Raw genomic sequence first — 14,658 nt, 5'->3', positions numbered from 1 at the left:
GTGCCTTGACGAGGCACACCCCCTTCACGACCATGACGGAGGCCCGCCGGGCCCAGGGCCTGTCCGGCCCTCATCACGAGCCGCGCAAGAGGATCCGACAGGAGCCGATTACGTGACATTGGTGACCGCGACGAAGCGGTCGGCGCAGGGCGCACCACGCGCCGACGGGGGCCGGCGGCCTCCCGACCACGGGGCCTGGTTCCTGGTGCTGCCCGCGCTGATCCCGATCCTCGTGTTGAGCGTCGGACCGTTGCTGTACGGGATCCTGCTGGCCTTCACCGACGCCCAGTCGGGCCGGACCGAGCCCACGGAGTGGATCGGCGGTCTCAACTTCCGGGATCTGGTGCATGACACGCTGTTCTGGGAGTCGTTCCGGATCGGCCTGGTATGGGCGGTCGGGGTGACCGTCCCGCAGTTCCTGCTCGCGCTCGGCCTCGCCCTGCTCCTCAACCAGGACCTGCGCCTGCGCTGGCTGGCCCGCGCCCTGGCGATCATCCCCTGGGCCATGCCCGAGGTCGTCGTCGGCGTGATGTGGCGGCTCGTCTACAACCCGGACGCCGGCGTCCTCAACGAGACCCTGCGCGACCTCGGCCTCGGCGACGGCCGCGACTGGCTCAGCGGCCTCGCGACCGCGCTGCCCGCCGTCATTGTCGTCGGCATCTGGGCGGGCATGCCCACCACGACGGTCGCCCTGCTCGCCGGACTGCAGAACACCCCGCGCGAACTCCACGAGGCGGCGGCGGTCGACGGAGCCGGCGCCTGGCGCCGCTTCCGCACCGTCACCTGGCCTGCCCTCAGGCCGGTCGCCCTCGCCGTCATCGCGCTCAACCTGATCTGGAACTTCAATTCCTTCGCCCTGGTCTACGTCCTCACCAGCGGCGGCCCCGGCGGCCGCACCCGCCTGCCCATGCTCTTCGCCTACGAAGAGGCCTTCCGCTACGGCCAGTTCGGCTACGCGGCGGCGATGGGCTGCGTGATGGTCGCGCTGATCTCCGTGCTCCTCGCCGTCTTCCTGGTGGGCCGGCTCAAGGGAGGTGACGACTCATGAGGACCAGCACCGGCGGCCGTATCGGTCAGTACGTCGCCCTGCTCGCGTATCTCGTCTTCCTCGCCTTCCCCTTCCTCTGGCTGGTCTCGACCGCCTTCAAGCCGGCGCGTGAGCTGGGCAGTCTGCATCCCACCTGGATCCCCGAGGACCCGACCCTCGACAACTTCCGGCAGGCCTTCGACGAGCAGCCGCTGCTGCGCGCCGCGGGCAATTCCCTGCTCGCCGCGCTCGGCGCCGCGCTGATCGCCGTACTGATCGCGACTCCGCTGGCGTACGTCATGGCCCGGCACCGCACGCGGCTCGCGAAGGCCGCGACCGGATGGGTGGTGGTCAGCCAGGCGTTCCCGCTCGTGCTGGTGATCATCCCGCTGTTCCTGGTGCTGAAGAACCTGCGGATGATCAACTCCCTGGCGGGGCTGGTCCTGGTGTACGTCGTGTGGGCGCTGCCGTTCGCGCTGTGGATGCTCGTGGGGTACGTCCGTGCCGTGCCCGTCGAGTTGGAGGAGGCGGCGGCGGTCGACGGGGCCGGGCGGGTGCGGACGCTGGTGTCGGTGACCGCGCCGCTGCTGGCGCCGGGGATCGTGGCGACGGGGCTGTTCGCGTTCATCACGGCGTGGAACGAGTTCTTCTTCGCGCTGGTGCTGCTGAAGACGCCGGAGAAGCAGACCCTGCCGGTCGTCCTCACCCGTTTCATCGGCGCGGAGGGCGTCGCCGACCTCGGCCCGCTGGCCGCCGCGTCCTTCCTCGCCACCCTTCCCTCACTGGTCGTCTTCGCGATCATCCAACGACGGATCACGAGCGGCATGCTCGCCGGGGCGGTGAAGAGCTGATGCGCATCAGAATCGCAGGCGTCCTCGCCCTGGTCCTGCTGCTCGCCGGCTGCACGGGCGGTGGCAGCGACTTAGCGAACGGCGGCCGGATCACCCTCCGCTTCCAGTCCCTCGCCTGGCAGCAGGAGTCCGTCGAGGCCAACAAGGAACTGGTGCGGGAGTGGAACGCGACCCACCCGGACATCAAGGTCGAGTATGTCCAGGGCAGTTGGGACAGCGTTCACGACCAGCTCCTCACCTCCTTCGAGGGCGGTGAGGCACCGGACATCATCCACGACGCCGCGGACGACCTCGCGGACTTCGCCTACGGCGGCTATCTCGCCGACCTGACCGACCTGCTGCCCGCCCGGCTCAAGTCGGACATCCCGCAGCGCCGTTGGGACACGGCGATCTTCGACGACGGGATCTACGGCGTGCCGTTCCTCCAGGAGCCGCGGGTGCTCATCGCCAATGCCACATGGCTGAAGGAGTCCGGCGTACGGATCCCCACGCCCGAACGCCCGTGGAGCTGGCCGGAGTTCCGCCGGATCACCGAGCAGCTCAGCGGCGACGGCAAGTACGGCGTGGCCTGGCCGCTCAAGGAACCCGTCTCCGCGACGCTCAACCTGTCGCTGTCGGCGGGCGGACAGCTCTTCCACCGGGGTGCGGACGGCAAGGTCACCGTCCGGTTCGAAAAAGCCGACGAAACAGTGCCCCGCACCATCCACGACCAGGCCAACACCGACCGCAGCGCCTCACCCACCACCCTCGGCAGCGGCGGCTCCGACACCCTGCCCGGCTTCTTCGGCGGCAAGTACGCGATGGTCCCGCTCGGGTTCTCGTACCGCCAGCAGATCGTGCAGCAGGCGCCGAAGGGCTTCGACTGGCAGGTGCTGCCCGCCCCGGCCGGCGCCGACGGGCTCACCCAGGGCGTCAGCCCGCAGACCCTCTCCGTCGCCGAGGACAGCCCGCACAAGAAGGAAGCCGTCGAGTTCATCGACTTCCTGCTCCGGCCGCAGAACATGGTCCGCCTGGCCCTGGGCGACTGGATGCTGCCCACCGGCACCCAGGCGCTCAAGGACCCCGCCCTGCACACCACGAAGGACGGCTGGGCCACCGGCACCGCCCTCGCCGCGCATCTGCGCCCGGCGCCCGCACAGTCCGTCCGGGGCTACCCGGAGTGGAAGGACAAGGTCGCCACACCCGCGTTCCAGGAGTACTACAGCGGGGCGATCGGGCTCGATGAGTTGCGCGAACGCCTCGAAGAGGACGGCAACTTGGTTCTGGACCGGTACCAGCGCTGAGTCCCAGGGACACCAAACCCAAGGACACCAAAGACCCCAGGCTTCAGGGGACGGCAGGCCCGGTGACGTACCGCCCCTCCTCGTCGTAAGGCCAGACATTGGGCACGCAACCGTGCATGCCCTTGATCTGCTGCATCATCGCGGGGGCCGGTTTCCCCGGACCGGGGCAGCCGACGTGGCCGTGGCCGAGGAAGTGGCCGACCTCGTGGTTGATGATGAGCGCTCGGTAGGCCGTGACGTCCTTGGCGTAGACGGGAGTTGCGAGCAGCCAGCGTTCGAGGTTGACCATCACGTTTTTGGACACGCTGCAGTTGAGCTCGCCGCCGGTGTCCAGCCCGTACTGCCCGCAGATTCGGTCCACGGTCCCGGGTGTCGCGAGCCGTACGGCGAAGTCGGTGGCGCCGCCCGCGACCCGCTGGAACGCCAAGTGGCCGTCCGCCGTCCAGCCGCGCCGGTCGCCCAGGATGCGCTCCACCTGCTTGGCGACGTCCGCGGCGGACAGGTCGATGCCGTCCTCGACGTCGACGCGGTAGCGCAGGGTCGTGCCCTTCCCCGCCTTGGCTCTGGTGCCGGACGCGGTGGTGAAGGTGCCCGGGCCCGTGGCCGGGATCTTGGGCTTGGCCGGGGCGGACGGACTGGGTGAGGGCTTGGGGCTGCGCGGCGGCTGCGCGGCGGGCGCCGGGCTGGATTCCACCGGCTTGGCCTGCGCGGTGGAGCGGGATTCTTTCGGCGCCTCTTCCCTGTTCGGAGACGTCCATCCCACGGCCGCGAAACCGGCGGCGCCCAGGACGGTGAGCGCGGCCAGCCCGCCCCATAACGGCCCCTTCCGGCCGCGCGCCGACGCGTGCGCGGGGCCGCTCCGACGGCGGCGGCTGCGGGACGGTGTGGCTTTGTGCGCGGTCATGGTCGTTCAGGTTGTGGTGGCCATGTGATCGAACCTGGTTCGAATGGCAACGAATTGGTAACGGAGGTTTGTTGGGGGCTCGATACTGAATCCATGCCACGAGTTCTGCTGATCGAAGACGACCGTGCCGTCCGGGAGGGCGTCGCCCTCGCTCTGCGCCGTCAGGGCCACGAGGTCGCCGCCGCCGAGACGGGGGAGGAGGGGCTGGAGCGGCTGCGGTCGTTCCGGCCGGACGTCGTGGTGCTGGACCTGATGCTGCCGGGCATGCCGGGACTGGACGTGTGCCGTGGGATGCGTGCCCTCGACCAGACGTTGCCGATCATCATGGCGACCGCGCGGGGCGACGACGAGGACATCGTCGTAGGACTGGAGGCCGGGGCCGACGACTACGTGGTCAAGCCCGTGCAGGCCCGGGTGCTGGAGGCGCGCATCCGTGCCGTGCTGCGCCGGGCGGCCGGCGCGCCCGGCGACGGAGGCATACCGAAGATCGACACGCACGGGGATCTGGCCATCGACCGGGCCGGGCTCTCGGTCACCTGGCAGGGCGCGCCGGTCGCGCTCGCCCCGTCCGAACTGCGGCTGCTGCTGACCCTGTCCGCCTCGCCCGGCCAGGTGTTCAGCCGGCAGCAACTTCTGGAGGCGGTCTGGGAGCACAGCTTCCACGGCGACGCGCGCCTGGTGGACGCCTGTGTCAAACGGCTGCGCGCCAAGATGGGCGAACCCCCGCGCGACCCGCGCTACATCCAGACCGTGCGCGGCTTCGGCTACCGGTTCGCCGCCCGGTGAGGCTCTCGGCCAGAACCCGGGTCAGAGCCCCGCAACTACGCGGCCTGCGCATGCGGTTGATCGTGGCGTTCGCCCTCGTCGCCGCGCTCACCGCCGCCACCACCGGCGCCCTGACGTTCCGGGAGGCGCGCACCGGAGTCCTCCAGCAGAGCCAGGACACCGTGATCAAGCTGCTGCGCACCCAGGTGGACCGGCTCGCACCTGGGCTCGGCTTCCCACCGAGCGAGGCCCAACTGCGGCTGTTCGCGGCCGACGTGGCCGCCGCCGAACCGTCCGGGACCTGGCGGGTGCTGGTCGCCTACGACGGGCTGCGCGCCACCTCCGCCCCCGACGACCCGTTCGAGGAGCTGACGCCCGCCCTGCGCGCGGCCGTCGACTCCAGCACGGCCACCGTCTTCCAGCGGGTGAACAGCGGCGACCACACCTCCCTCGTCGTCGGTATGTCGGTCATCTTCGCCACGCCCGAAGGGGAAGGCCGGATCGCGTCCGGCGTCCAGGTCTTCCTGACGGTGCCCCAGGCCACGGAACAGGCGTACGTCGACGCCCTGGTCACCGCCATCCAACGGGCCACCGTCCCCGCCCTGGGCCTCGCCGTGCTGCTCGCGCTGCTCGCCGCCCGCGGAGTGCTGCGGCCGGTGCGCGCGCTGCGCCACGCCACCCGCAGCATCGCCGAGGGACGGCTGGACACCCGGCTCGCGGTCGACGGCTCCGACGAACTCGCCGACCTGTCCCACACGTTCAACGAGACCGCCGCCGCCCTGGAGGAGTCGGTCGCCGAACTGCGCGGCATGGAGGCCCGGGCCCGCCGGTTCGCCGCGGACGTCTCGCACGAACTGCGCACCCCGCTCGCCGCCATGTCGGCGGTCACCGACGTCCTCGACGAGGACGCCGCCGGCCTCGACCCCGACACCGCCACCGCGGTCCGGCTGATCAGCGAGGAGACCGTGAAACTGGCCCGGCTGGTGGACGACCTGATGGAGATCTCCCGCTTCGACGCGGGCGCGGCGGTGCTCCACCTGGACGAGATCGACCTCGCCGAATCGCTGAGACGCACGCTCGCCTCCCGCGCCTGGACCGACCTGGTGGACACCCGCCTGCCGCCGCCCGACGCCCTGCGCGGACGCGTCGACCCGCGCCGCCTCGACGTGATCGTCGCGAACCTGGTCGGCAACGCCCTCCGGCACGGCGCCCGACCGGTCCAACTGCGCCTGTACGAGGGCGAAGACCCCGGGTCTGCCGTGATCGAAGTCCTGGACAGCGGATCCGGCATCCCCGAGGACGTGCTGCCCCACGTCTTCGAGCGCTTCTACAAGTCCGACACCGCCCGCACCAGGACCGGGGGCAGCGGCCTGGGCCTCGCCATCACCGCGGAGAACGTCCGAGTGCACGGCGGCACGGTCCGCGCGGCGAACCGTCCGGAGGGCGGCGCCGTCTTCACCGTAGAACTCCCGCTGTGGCGGGACATCTCGCCGCAGGAGAACCGATCTTGAGAGCGGTATGCCGATCCGCGTCGCTCGTCCTCACGGCGCTCTCCGCCCTCGTCTCCTGCGGAGTCCCCACGACCGGCGTGGTGGAGGCGGGCGGGCCCGCCAGTGGGGTCGTGCCCACGATACGGATCTACCTCGTGATGGACGGCACCCTGCTTGCCGTCCCCCGCAGAACCGTCGCGCCGGTCGACGTCGAGTCGGCCGTGGACGTACTGCTCCAGGGCCCGAGCGACGCGGAACGCGCCCAGGGCGTGACCACGCTGCTGCCGCTGCCCGGACGGCTGCCGACGGCTGTCCCGGCAGCGCCGCCCACCGGCCTCGCCACGCGGTTTCCGCAGGCGGCTCAGACGCCGGACTTCGTGAAGGTGGCCACGCGGGGCGACCGCGTTTCCCTCGAACTGTCCGCGGAGGTGCCCGATCTCGCGTTAACCCAGCTGATCTGCACGGCCGTCAGGGCGCAGCGCGTCGCCGATCCCGGGGGCGAACCGGGGACCGTCACCGTCACAGGCCCGGACGGCCGACGCGTCGAGGGATCCAGTGAGGACTGCCCCGCCGGAGACAATCTCGGCACACAGATGGACAGCGGCGGTGCGCCGACACCCACGGGGAGCACCCCATGACGCGGGCCGATGAGGATCGAAGTGACACAGAGCGAGGTACCGATGAGTGAGCCGACCGACCTGGACGCCCTGCGACGGCTCATGCCTCCGCCGGCCGACGGCGGCACGACGGTCGACTGGGCCGCCCTCACCGCGTCGTGGGGCAAGCCGTTCCCGCTCGATTACCGGCACTTCATGGAGGTCTACGGCGCCGGCGCGGTGCAGAACTACCTGTCGATCGGCAGGCCGGAGCCCAAGGTGCCGCTGGAACAGGCACCGCGGGACGGCATGGTGATCGAGACGGCGAACGCCGAGGCCGACTGGGAGACGGAGGAGAAGACCCCCGAGCTGGAGGGCACCTCTCCGATGCTGATCACCTGGGGGGTCGACGCCACCGCGGACATGTTGTGCTGGGACGCGTCGGACGACGATCCCGCCAAGTGGCCGGTCGTGGTCTATCAGCGCAACGGGTCGCTGTGGAGCCGCTACGACTGCGGGATGGTGGAGTTCCTCGTCCGGAACTTCCGTGCCGAATGGCCGGAGAACCCGCTGGGCGGCGAGTTCCTCTGGGGCGTGAGTGAGGTGACGTTCCAGGCACGGGGCTGACGCCCCCGCAGTAAGCGCGGCTCAGGCCGCGAGCAGTTCATGCAGGCGCTCGGCTGGGGTTTCCCAGCCGAGCGTTTTGCGTGGGCAGCAGTTGGGATATCAGCCTCGATATTCGGGTTGCACGAGACGTCTCGTCTCGTCTACTGTCGATGCCATGACCACCACCCGCGCCCACATCGCCATGTTCTCCATCGCCGCCCACGGCCACGTGAACCCGAGCCTCGAGGTGATCCGCGAGCTCGTCGCGCGCGGGCACCGGGTCACGTACGCCATCCCGCCCGCGTTCGCGGAGAAGGTCGCCGGGACCGGTGCCGAGGTGAAGCTCTGGAACTCGACGCTGCCGGGGCCCGACGACGACCCGGCGGCCTGGGGCACCACCCTGCTGGACAACGTGGAGCCGTTCCTGGCCGACGCGATCCAGGCGCTGCCGCAGCTGATCGAGGCGTACGAGGGCGACGAGCCCGACCTCGTGCTGCACGACATCACCTCCTACCCGGCCCGGGTCCTCGCCCACCGCTGGGGCGTCCCGGCGATCTCCCTGTCGCCGAACCTCGTCGCCTGGGACGGCTATGAGGAGGAGGTCGCCGAGCCGATGTGGGAGGAGCCGAAGAAGACCGAGCGCGGGCAGGCCTATTACGCCCGCTTCCAGGCCTGGCTGGGGGAGAACGGGATCACGCAGCACCCGGACCCGTTCGTGGGCCGTCCCGCCCGCTCCCTCGTCCTGATCCCCAGGGCGCTGCAGCCGAACGCCGACCGGGTCGACGAGAGCGTGTACTCGTTCGTCGGCGCCTGCCAGGGCGACCGCAGCGCGGAGGGCGACTGGCAGCGGCCCGCCGGTGCGCAGAAGGTGGTCCTGGTGTCGCTCGGGTCCGCCTTCACCAAGCTGCCGGGCTTCTACCGGGAGTGCGTCAAGGCCTTCGGGGACCTGCCGGGCCGGCACCTGGTGCTCCAGATCGGCAAGCACGTCGACCCGGCCGAGCTGGGCGACGTACCGGCGAACGTCGAAGTGCGGTCCTGGGTACCGCAGTTGGCGGTCCTGAAGCAGGCCGACCTGTTCGTCACGCACGCCGGTGCGGGCGGCAGCCAGGAGGGCCTGGCCACGGCCACGCCGATGATCGCCGTACCGCAGGCCGTGGACCAGTTCGGCAACGCGGACCTGCTCCAGGGCCTCGGCGTCGCCCGCCACCTTCCGACCGAGGAGGCGACCGCTCAGGCCCTGCGGGAGGCCGCCCTCGCGCTGGTCGACGACCCCGAGGTCGCCCGCCGGCTCAAGGGCATCCAGGCGGAGATGGCGCAGGAGGGCGGCACGAAGCGGGCGGCCGACCTCATCGAGGCCGAACTGCCCGCGTAGCGGGCGCAGAAGAGGGCCCGTTGGCTCCCCCGTAGCCAACGGGCCCTCAGTCACAGGGAGTTCATCCCCCGCAGGGCCGTTCAGACCCCCAGCCGCTCACCCTCGCCGTCCCGAGCCACGGGCCGGGCCATGGCCTCGGGCGACTCGTCGTGAGTGAGGTCCGGCAGCCGGTGCAGCCACTTCGGCAGGTACCAGTTGCGCTCGCCGAGCAGCGCCATCACCGCGGGGAGCAGCACACCCCGGATGATCGTCGCGTCGATGAGCACCGCGGCCGCGAGGCCGACGCCCATCTGCTTCATGGACTGCATGGACAGCGTGCCGAAGATCGCGAAGACGGCGACCATGATGACGGCGGCACTGGTCACGACACCGGCGGTGGTGACCACACCGTGCTTGATGGCCTCGTTCGTGCTGCGGCCGCGCATCCGTGCCTCGCGGATCCGCGAGACCACGAACACGTGGTAGTCCATCGACAGACCGAACAGGATCACGAAGAGGAACAGCGGCAGCCAGGTGATGATGGCGCCGACGCCCTCCGCGCCCACCAGCGAGGCACCCCAGCCGTGCTGGAAGACCCCGACGAGGATGCCGTAGGCCGCGCCCACCGACAGCAGGTTGAGCACGATCGAGGTGATCGCGATCGTCAGCGAGCGGAACGACAGCAGCATCAGCGCGAAGGCGAAGACCACGACGAACGCGAAGACCGGGACGACGGCTCCGGCCAGCTGGTCGTTGAAGTCCTTCGAACCGGCCACCTGTCCCGTGATCGGCGCCTCGACGCCGTCGACCTTGCCGAGCGTGGCGGGCCGCACCTCGTCGCGCAGCTTGTACAGGTTCTCGCCGGCCTTGTCCAGGTCGGAGCCGCCGACCAGCGGGACGTAGACGAAGGCGATGTTCTGGCTGTCGTGCAGCTTGATCTCTACCGGGCCGCGCGAGGCGCCGGAAGCGACGGCCCGCTCCTTGAACTCGGCCAGGGCGCCCTGCACCTCGGGCGCGTTGATGTCGTCCGCCTTGACGACGACCTCGGCCGGCTCGGAGCCGCCCGGGAAGGCGTCGTTGACCCGGTTGTACGTCTGCACGATCGGCAGCGAGTCGCCGAACTCCTGGTCCAGCGTGAGGTTCTGCGTCTTCATGCCGACCGCGGGAGCGGTGATGGCGAGCAGCGCCCCGGCCGCCACGACGACCGAGATGACGGGCCGCGCGAGCACGCCCTTCAGAACGGCCGTCCAGAACCGGCTCTCGCCGTTGCCGCCGTTACGGCGACGCCGCCGCAGGAACGGGATACGGCCCTTCTCGACCCGGTGGCCCAGCAGGGAAAGGAGCGCGGGCAGCACGGTCACCGAGCCGACCATGGCGACCGCCACGACCATCAGCGAGGCCAGGCCCATCGCCTCGAACTCGGCGAGCCCGGTGAACAGCATGCCCGCCATCGCCACGCACACCGTGACACCCGAGACGATGATCGCGCGGCCACTGGTGGCGGCGGCCACCCGCAGCGCCGTCTGGGGGTCCCGTCCCGCCTCGCGCTCCTCGCGCTCGCGGCGCAGGTAGAACAGGCAGTAGTCGACGCCGACGGCCAGACCCACAAGGAGCATCACGGAGTTGGCCGTCTCGCTCATCGGCATCACATGACTGACGAGGCCCATCAGGCCCATCGTCGCCATGATCGCGGTGATCGCCAGCAGCACCGGCAGCAGGGCCGCCACCAGCGCGCCGAAGGCGATGAGCAGAATGCCGAGGGCCACCGGCACCGCGGAGTACTCGGCCTTCTGGAAGTCGTCCCCGAACGCGTCGTCGAACGTCTTCATCATGCTGGCGCCGCCGATCTCCTCGATCCGCAGCGACTCGTGCTTCTTCTGGACGTCCTCGACGGCGTTCAGCACCGGCTCGACCCGCTCGCCCGCGGTGTCGGAGTCGCCGCGCATGTCGAACTGCACCAGCGCGCTGCGGCCGTCCTTCGAGATCGTGTCCGTGTCGTACGGCGAGGTCACGTCCGTGACCTCGCCGGTCTTGTCCACGGCGTCCATGACCGCGGTGACCGCGGCGCGGAACTCGGCGTCCGTGGCCTTGACGCCGCCGTCCTTGGCCTGGATCAGCACCGTCTCACTGGCCGGTTCGTCGATCCCGGCATCCTTGATGATCTGGGCGGCGGTGTGCGTCTCGCCCGGCAGCCCCTCACTCTGGTCGACGTCGACCCGGCCCGCCGCCGACCCGAGCCCCATCGCCAGGACGACGAACAGCACCCAGATGCCGACGGCAGCCCATCGATGCTGAGCACTCCAGCCGCCGGCCCGGGCGGCCAACCCCCGCACCCGTGTATCTCCGTTCCCCATGACGGGCTTGCCCCCTCGGTGAGCGGTGGCGGCCCCCTGCCGCCACCTTTCACTTCGAAGGTATGGGCCGGATAAAGCCATCTCGTCGTGCTGCCCGGTGAAGCGCGACGGGCCGAAGTCATCCCCTCGGTCCCCGCACTCTCCCCACTGGGGAGGATGATGGTCCCTTACACCTACCTGGTCTTCTCGGGGATGAAGATCCGGGTGTCCGGTCCGTCGGCAGCGACCCGCTTTGTCGTGACGCGACCTTGTTGAATGAGTCACAGCTGTGTGCCGCGGTTGAATCTCGCCCTCCGGATCGGCCAGAGTTCCGCACAGTCCCACGCGCGGACCCGGCCGTCGTGCCCACCCCCACGGGGCACGACGGCAGCTTTATCGTGTGCGGATGACGACGAGGTATGCGGCGCTGCTGCGCGGAATCAACGTGGGCGGCAGCAAGAAGGTGCCGATGGCCGAACTGCGCGCGCTGATGGAAGGCCTCGGGTACGACGGCGTCCGTACGTATCTGCAAAGCGGCCAGGCCGTGTTCACCAGCGGCCACGGGGACGAGGAGTCCCTGGCCGCCGAGCTCGCGCAGGCGATCGAGAAGCGCTTCGGCTTCGCGGTCGACGTGATCGTCCGCGACCACGCCTATCTGATGGCGGTCGTCGAGGCCTGCCCCTTCCCGGCCGCCGAGCTGGAGGCCAAGCAACTGCACGTCACCTACTTCTCCGCCCCGGTCGACGCCGAGCGCTTCGCGGAGATCGACCAAGCCGCCTACCTCCCCGAGGAGTTCCGCCTCGGTGACCGCGCCCTCTACCTCTACGCCCCGAACGGCCTGGGCCGCTCCAAGCTGGCCGAGCACCTCTCCAAGCCCCGGCTGAACAAGGGCGTGATCGCCACCAGCCGCAACTGGAACACGGTGCTCAAGTTGGTGGAGCTGACCGAGTAGCTGTCAGAGCGCGGAATCGAGCATCTCCCGAGTGAGCTGGGTCGTCTCGCGCGGTGCCAGGCAGAACAGGTGGCCGGCGGGGTCGACGAACACCCGGAACCGGTCGCCGCCGGGCTGCTGCTCGGGCACGAGCGCGCCGAGCCGTTCGAGCCGTCGCTCCATCTCGTCCAGGCTCTCGTCGACGGCGAACTCCAGATGCTGCCGGCGCGGGGCGGCCGGGTCCGGCCAGCGGAGCGGCCGCGGATTGCCCACCTTCTGGAAGTGGAGCCGTACGGTACCGCCCTCCAGGACGAGTACGGCGTACTCGCCCTCGTCGGAGACGATCCGGCGCCCCCCGAGAAAACCCTGGTAGAAGCGGGCCAGCTGATCGGTGTCGGGGCAGTCGAGCGTCACGGCGTAGAAGGTCACGGTCACACGAGGAGCCTAGGCGTGTCGCGTTTGTTCAAGCGGCCTCGGCGCGCCCTCCCTAGCGTGACGTGCATGAACAAGGACGACCTCCACCCGTACATGACCGAATGCGCCGCCGAGGCGGCCCGCGTCGCGCGCGGTGTCACGGCCGCGCGGCTCGGCGACCCGACCCACTGCTCGGACTGGGACGTGCGCGCCCTGGTCAACCACTGGGTCCTGTACACCTCGCACGGCCTGGAGCACCGCGCCCTGCGCAAGCAGCTCCCCGAGGAACTGACCGCCCGCGACTTCACCGCCGAGGCGGACTGGGCCGAGGCGTACGCCGCCCAGCTGGACCGCGCGGTCGCCGCCTGGGCCGATCCGGCGGTGTGGGAGGGCGAGGTGGACCTGGGCATGGGGAGCATGCCCGCCCCCGAACTCGCCTCGCTGATCATCAAGGAGACAGCCGTGCACGGCTGGGACGTCGCCACGGCCACCGGCCAGGAGTTCCACGTCTCGGACGGCGTCGCCCGCCTGGTCCTCGACGTGGTCGTCACCCACGGCGACCTCTATCGGCAGTACGACGGCTTCGCCGAACCGGTACCCGTGCCGGACGACGCGCCCGTGTTCGACCGTGCCCTTGCCGCTAGCGGCCGGGACCCGTCGCAGCGGCCCCTGGGGGTGTCGGGCGGCTGAGAGCCTGTGTCACATCTCCGGTGTGCCGGGGATGTGACACAGGCTCTGAGGACGTGTCGCCGACACCGCGTCCACGCGCGCAGGTTCATCGGTGGCCTCCACCGGCCGGCGGTTCGATGTCCCCGTGCCGACCGGGGACCGGGCCGGCGATCGGCTCGGTGCGACGGCCGCGTCCGGACAGTCGTTCCGCGAGCCGTCCGAGCGCGCCGGGACGGTTCCAGGAGCGCCACGCGTCCAGCTTGCCCCGTCCCGCGCGGCCCAGCGTCGCCTCGATCTCGGCGTGGTCCTCGGCGGGCAGCGTCCGCACGACCGGCCGCAGCACCTTGGTCAGCAGGGTGGTGCGCGTGGCGTCCCAGTCGGGGTGGGTGCCGGGGTACGCGCTCCAGTCGCAGAAGCGGGCGGCGACGTACGACGGCACGGTCCGCAGCCGGTCGCCCACATGGTCCGAGCGCCCGACGCGCTCGTACGCCGCGAGCAGCCCGGGCTCGGCCGACCTGGCCAGGGAGTAGACCTCGTTCTCGGGAGCCGTCCCTTCCGACAGCCGCCGGGCGAGGGCGCCGTAGACCCGCTCGGTCACCGTGTCCGGAACGGATTCGGTCGCCGAGTCCCGCAGCGCCAGCACCCGGTCGACCCACTGCTCGCCCTCGCGCTCGGTGCCGAGCAGGCCCGCGAACTCCAGCAGGAGCAGGGCCGTACGCTGCCCGGGCCGCAGTTCCGTACCGAAGCAGCGCAGCAGGTCGGTGGCGAGGACCGGAACGCCGGGGTCGTCGGCGGGTGCGGCGAGGGCGGCCTCGATCAGCAGGTCCCGGGTGCCGGCCGCGCGGTGCGTGTCGGAACCCAGCTCGTTCAGCAGCAGGCTTGCCTCCTGCCCGGTCGGCAGCGCGCCGGCGGCCCACACCAGTCCGAGCGCGGTGCGCAACACGGCCGTGTCGGCGTGCGGGGAGACCCCCGCGGTCCGCAGAACGCCGTGGAACCGCGCGAGCCGGTCGCCCGGGGCGTCGGAAGGTGTCGCCGTGACGCACATACGCAGGTGCGGGAAACCTGGCTGCAGCGTGACGGGCAGCTCCGACCCCGCCAGCTTCCGCGCGGCGACCGCCGGATCGGCGGCGGCCAGCGCGTCGAGGGCACCGAAGAGGGCGATGCGCAGGGCGGGGTGCCCGTGCACGGCGTCGAGGAGGGCGGGCGGGCAGGGGGCGGCGGTGCGGTCTTCGCGGCCTGCCCCGCCGGAGGCTCCGGCAGGGTCCTCGCCCACCAACTCCCACGCCAGCCGCCCGGCCAGGTCCGGGAGCAGGTCCTGGCAGTCGATGTCCAGCAGGTCGGCGACATGCAGCAGGGCGAGCGGCCGTCCGGCGGCCGGCTGGTGCGCGTCCGCGAGGCCGTCGCGCAGCGCGGGGGCCAGCTCACGGGCGAGATCGGC

The 14,658-nt window shown here is 71.0% G+C and carries 13 protein-coding genes and 1 pseudogene; 10 read left to right on the top strand and 4 right to left on the bottom strand.

Features of this window, described 5'->3' with window-relative positions; all coding sequences use genetic code 11:
• Window positions 1–112: 112 nt before the first annotated feature.
• The 3 genes from CLM62_RS27280 to CLM62_RS27270 are packed head-to-tail and all read left to right on the top strand — an operon-like array spanning window position 113 to window position 3,161.
• Complete coding sequence (locus CLM62_RS27280; RefSeq protein ID WP_095752570.1) at window positions 113–1,048, top strand: carbohydrate ABC transporter permease; 936 nt, start codon at window positions 113–115, stop codon at window positions 1,046–1,048.
• Window positions 1,045–1,878, top strand: coding sequence for a carbohydrate ABC transporter permease (locus tag CLM62_RS27275; RefSeq protein ID WP_095752569.1), 834 nt, complete (start codon window positions 1,045–1,047; stop codon window positions 1,876–1,878). The genes CLM62_RS27280 and CLM62_RS27275 overlap by 4 nt, the downstream gene beginning before the upstream one ends.
• On the top strand, window positions 1,878–3,161 hold the full coding sequence (locus tag CLM62_RS27270) for an ABC transporter substrate-binding protein (RefSeq protein ID WP_095752568.1): 1,284 nt from the start codon (window positions 1,878–1,880) through the stop codon (window positions 3,159–3,161). Before CLM62_RS27275 ends, CLM62_RS27270 begins: the two co-directional genes overlap by 1 nt.
• A gap of 43 nt (window positions 3,162–3,204) precedes the next feature.
• On the opposite strand, the gene CLM62_RS27265 is transcribed toward CLM62_RS27270, so the two are convergent.
• Window positions 3,205–4,065, bottom strand: a complete 861-nt coding sequence (locus CLM62_RS27265) for a DUF3152 domain-containing protein (protein WP_095752567.1) — start codon at window positions 4,063–4,065, stop codon at window positions 3,205–3,207.
• Between the two features lie 93 nt (window positions 4,066–4,158).
• On the opposite strand from CLM62_RS27265, the gene CLM62_RS27260 reads away from it, so the two are divergent.
• The 5 genes and pseudogenes from CLM62_RS27260 (at window position 4,159) to mgt (ending at window position 8,894) form a co-directional block, all read left to right on the top strand.
• Window positions 4,159–4,851: a response regulator transcription factor gene (locus CLM62_RS27260; protein WP_095752566.1), complete on the top strand. Its 693-nt coding sequence runs from the start codon at window positions 4,159–4,161 to the stop codon at window positions 4,849–4,851.
• 50 nt (window positions 4,852–4,901) lie between these two features.
• Window positions 4,902–6,341: a cell wall metabolism sensor histidine kinase WalK gene (locus CLM62_RS27255; protein WP_095752565.1), complete on the top strand. Its 1,440-nt coding sequence runs from the start codon at window positions 4,902–4,904 to the stop codon at window positions 6,339–6,341.
• Window positions 6,338–6,958, top strand: a complete 621-nt coding sequence (locus CLM62_RS27250; protein ID WP_095752564.1) for a hypothetical protein — start codon at window positions 6,338–6,340, stop codon at window positions 6,956–6,958. Before CLM62_RS27255 ends, CLM62_RS27250 begins: the two co-directional genes overlap by 4 nt.
• A 42-nt stretch (window positions 6,959–7,000) precedes the next feature.
• Window positions 7,001–7,543 (top strand): SMI1/KNR4 family protein, encoded by a 543-nt coding sequence (locus tag CLM62_RS27245; protein WP_143659157.1) that lies wholly within the window; start codon window positions 7,001–7,003, stop codon window positions 7,541–7,543.
• Window positions 7,544–7,651: 108 nt separating this feature from the next.
• Window positions 7,652–8,894, top strand: a pseudogene (gene mgt / locus CLM62_RS27240) (macrolide-inactivating glycosyltransferase).
• Window positions 8,895–8,974: 80 nt separating this feature from the next.
• On the opposite strand, the gene CLM62_RS27235 reads toward mgt, so the two are convergent.
• Window positions 8,975–11,227, bottom strand: a complete 2,253-nt coding sequence (locus CLM62_RS27235) for an MMPL family transporter (RefSeq protein WP_095752561.1) — start codon at window positions 11,225–11,227, stop codon at window positions 8,975–8,977.
• Window positions 11,228–11,612: 385 nt separating this feature from the next.
• Between CLM62_RS27235 and CLM62_RS27230 the strand changes: the two genes are divergently transcribed.
• A complete protein-coding gene (locus CLM62_RS27230; protein ID WP_095752560.1) occupies window positions 11,613–12,158 on the top strand; it encodes a DUF1697 domain-containing protein in 546 nt (181 codons plus the stop codon).
• A gap of 3 nt (window positions 12,159–12,161) precedes the next feature.
• On the opposite strand, the gene CLM62_RS27225 is transcribed toward CLM62_RS27230, so the two are convergent.
• On the bottom strand, window positions 12,162–12,572 hold the full coding sequence (locus CLM62_RS27225; protein ID WP_095752559.1) for a VOC family protein: 411 nt from the start codon (window positions 12,570–12,572) through the stop codon (window positions 12,162–12,164).
• 66 nt (window positions 12,573–12,638) lie between these two features.
• Between CLM62_RS27225 and CLM62_RS27220 the strand changes: the two genes are divergently transcribed.
• Entirely contained in the window at window positions 12,639–13,241 is a 603-nt protein-coding gene (locus tag CLM62_RS27220; RefSeq protein ID WP_095752558.1) for a TIGR03086 family metal-binding protein, read from the top strand.
• A gap of 85 nt (window positions 13,242–13,326) precedes the next feature.
• On the opposite strand, the gene CLM62_RS27215 is transcribed toward CLM62_RS27220, so the two are convergent.
• Window positions 13,327–14,658 (bottom strand): GTPase-associated protein 1-related protein (locus tag CLM62_RS27215; RefSeq protein WP_257004112.1); only part of this gene is annotated, 1,332 nt, incomplete at its 5' end.

The sequence above is a fragment of the Streptomyces sp. SA15 genome, assembly GCF_002291145.1.
GTDB lineage: Bacteria > Actinomycetota > Actinomycetes > Streptomycetales > Streptomycetaceae > Streptomyces.
The sequence above is the reverse complement of the archived record's forward strand: the minus strand, read 5'-3'. Positions and strand labels throughout refer to the sequence as shown.

Bases quoted from the DNA above. Each gene is read 5' to 3' on its own strand.
- CLM62_RS27275 (WP_095752569.1), top strand. From the start codon at position 1,045: ATGAGGACCAGCACCGGCGGCCGTATCGGTCAGTACGTCGCCCTGCTC.
- CLM62_RS27270 (WP_095752568.1), top strand. From the start codon at position 1,878: ATGCGCATCAGAATCGCAGGCGTCCTCGCCCTGGTCCTGCTGCTCGCC.
- CLM62_RS27265 (WP_095752567.1), bottom strand. From the start codon at position 4,065: ATGACCGCGCACAAAGCCACACCGTCCCGCAGCCGCCGCCGTCGGAGC.
- CLM62_RS27260 (WP_095752566.1), top strand. From the start codon at position 4,159: ATGCCACGAGTTCTGCTGATCGAAGACGACCGTGCCGTCCGGGAGGGC.
- CLM62_RS27255 (WP_095752565.1), top strand. From the start codon at position 4,902: ATGCGGTTGATCGTGGCGTTCGCCCTCGTCGCCGCGCTCACCGCCGCC.
- CLM62_RS27245 (WP_143659157.1), top strand. From the start codon at position 7,001: ATGAGTGAGCCGACCGACCTGGACGCCCTGCGACGGCTCATGCCTCCG.
- CLM62_RS27235 (WP_095752561.1), bottom strand. From the start codon at position 11,227: ATGGGGAACGGAGATACACGGGTGCGGGGGTTGGCCGCCCGGGCCGGC.
- CLM62_RS27230 (WP_095752560.1), top strand. From the start codon at position 11,613: ATGACGACGAGGTATGCGGCGCTGCTGCGCGGAATCAACGTGGGCGGC.
- CLM62_RS27220 (WP_095752558.1), top strand. From the start codon at position 12,639: ATGAACAAGGACGACCTCCACCCGTACATGACCGAATGCGCCGCCGAG.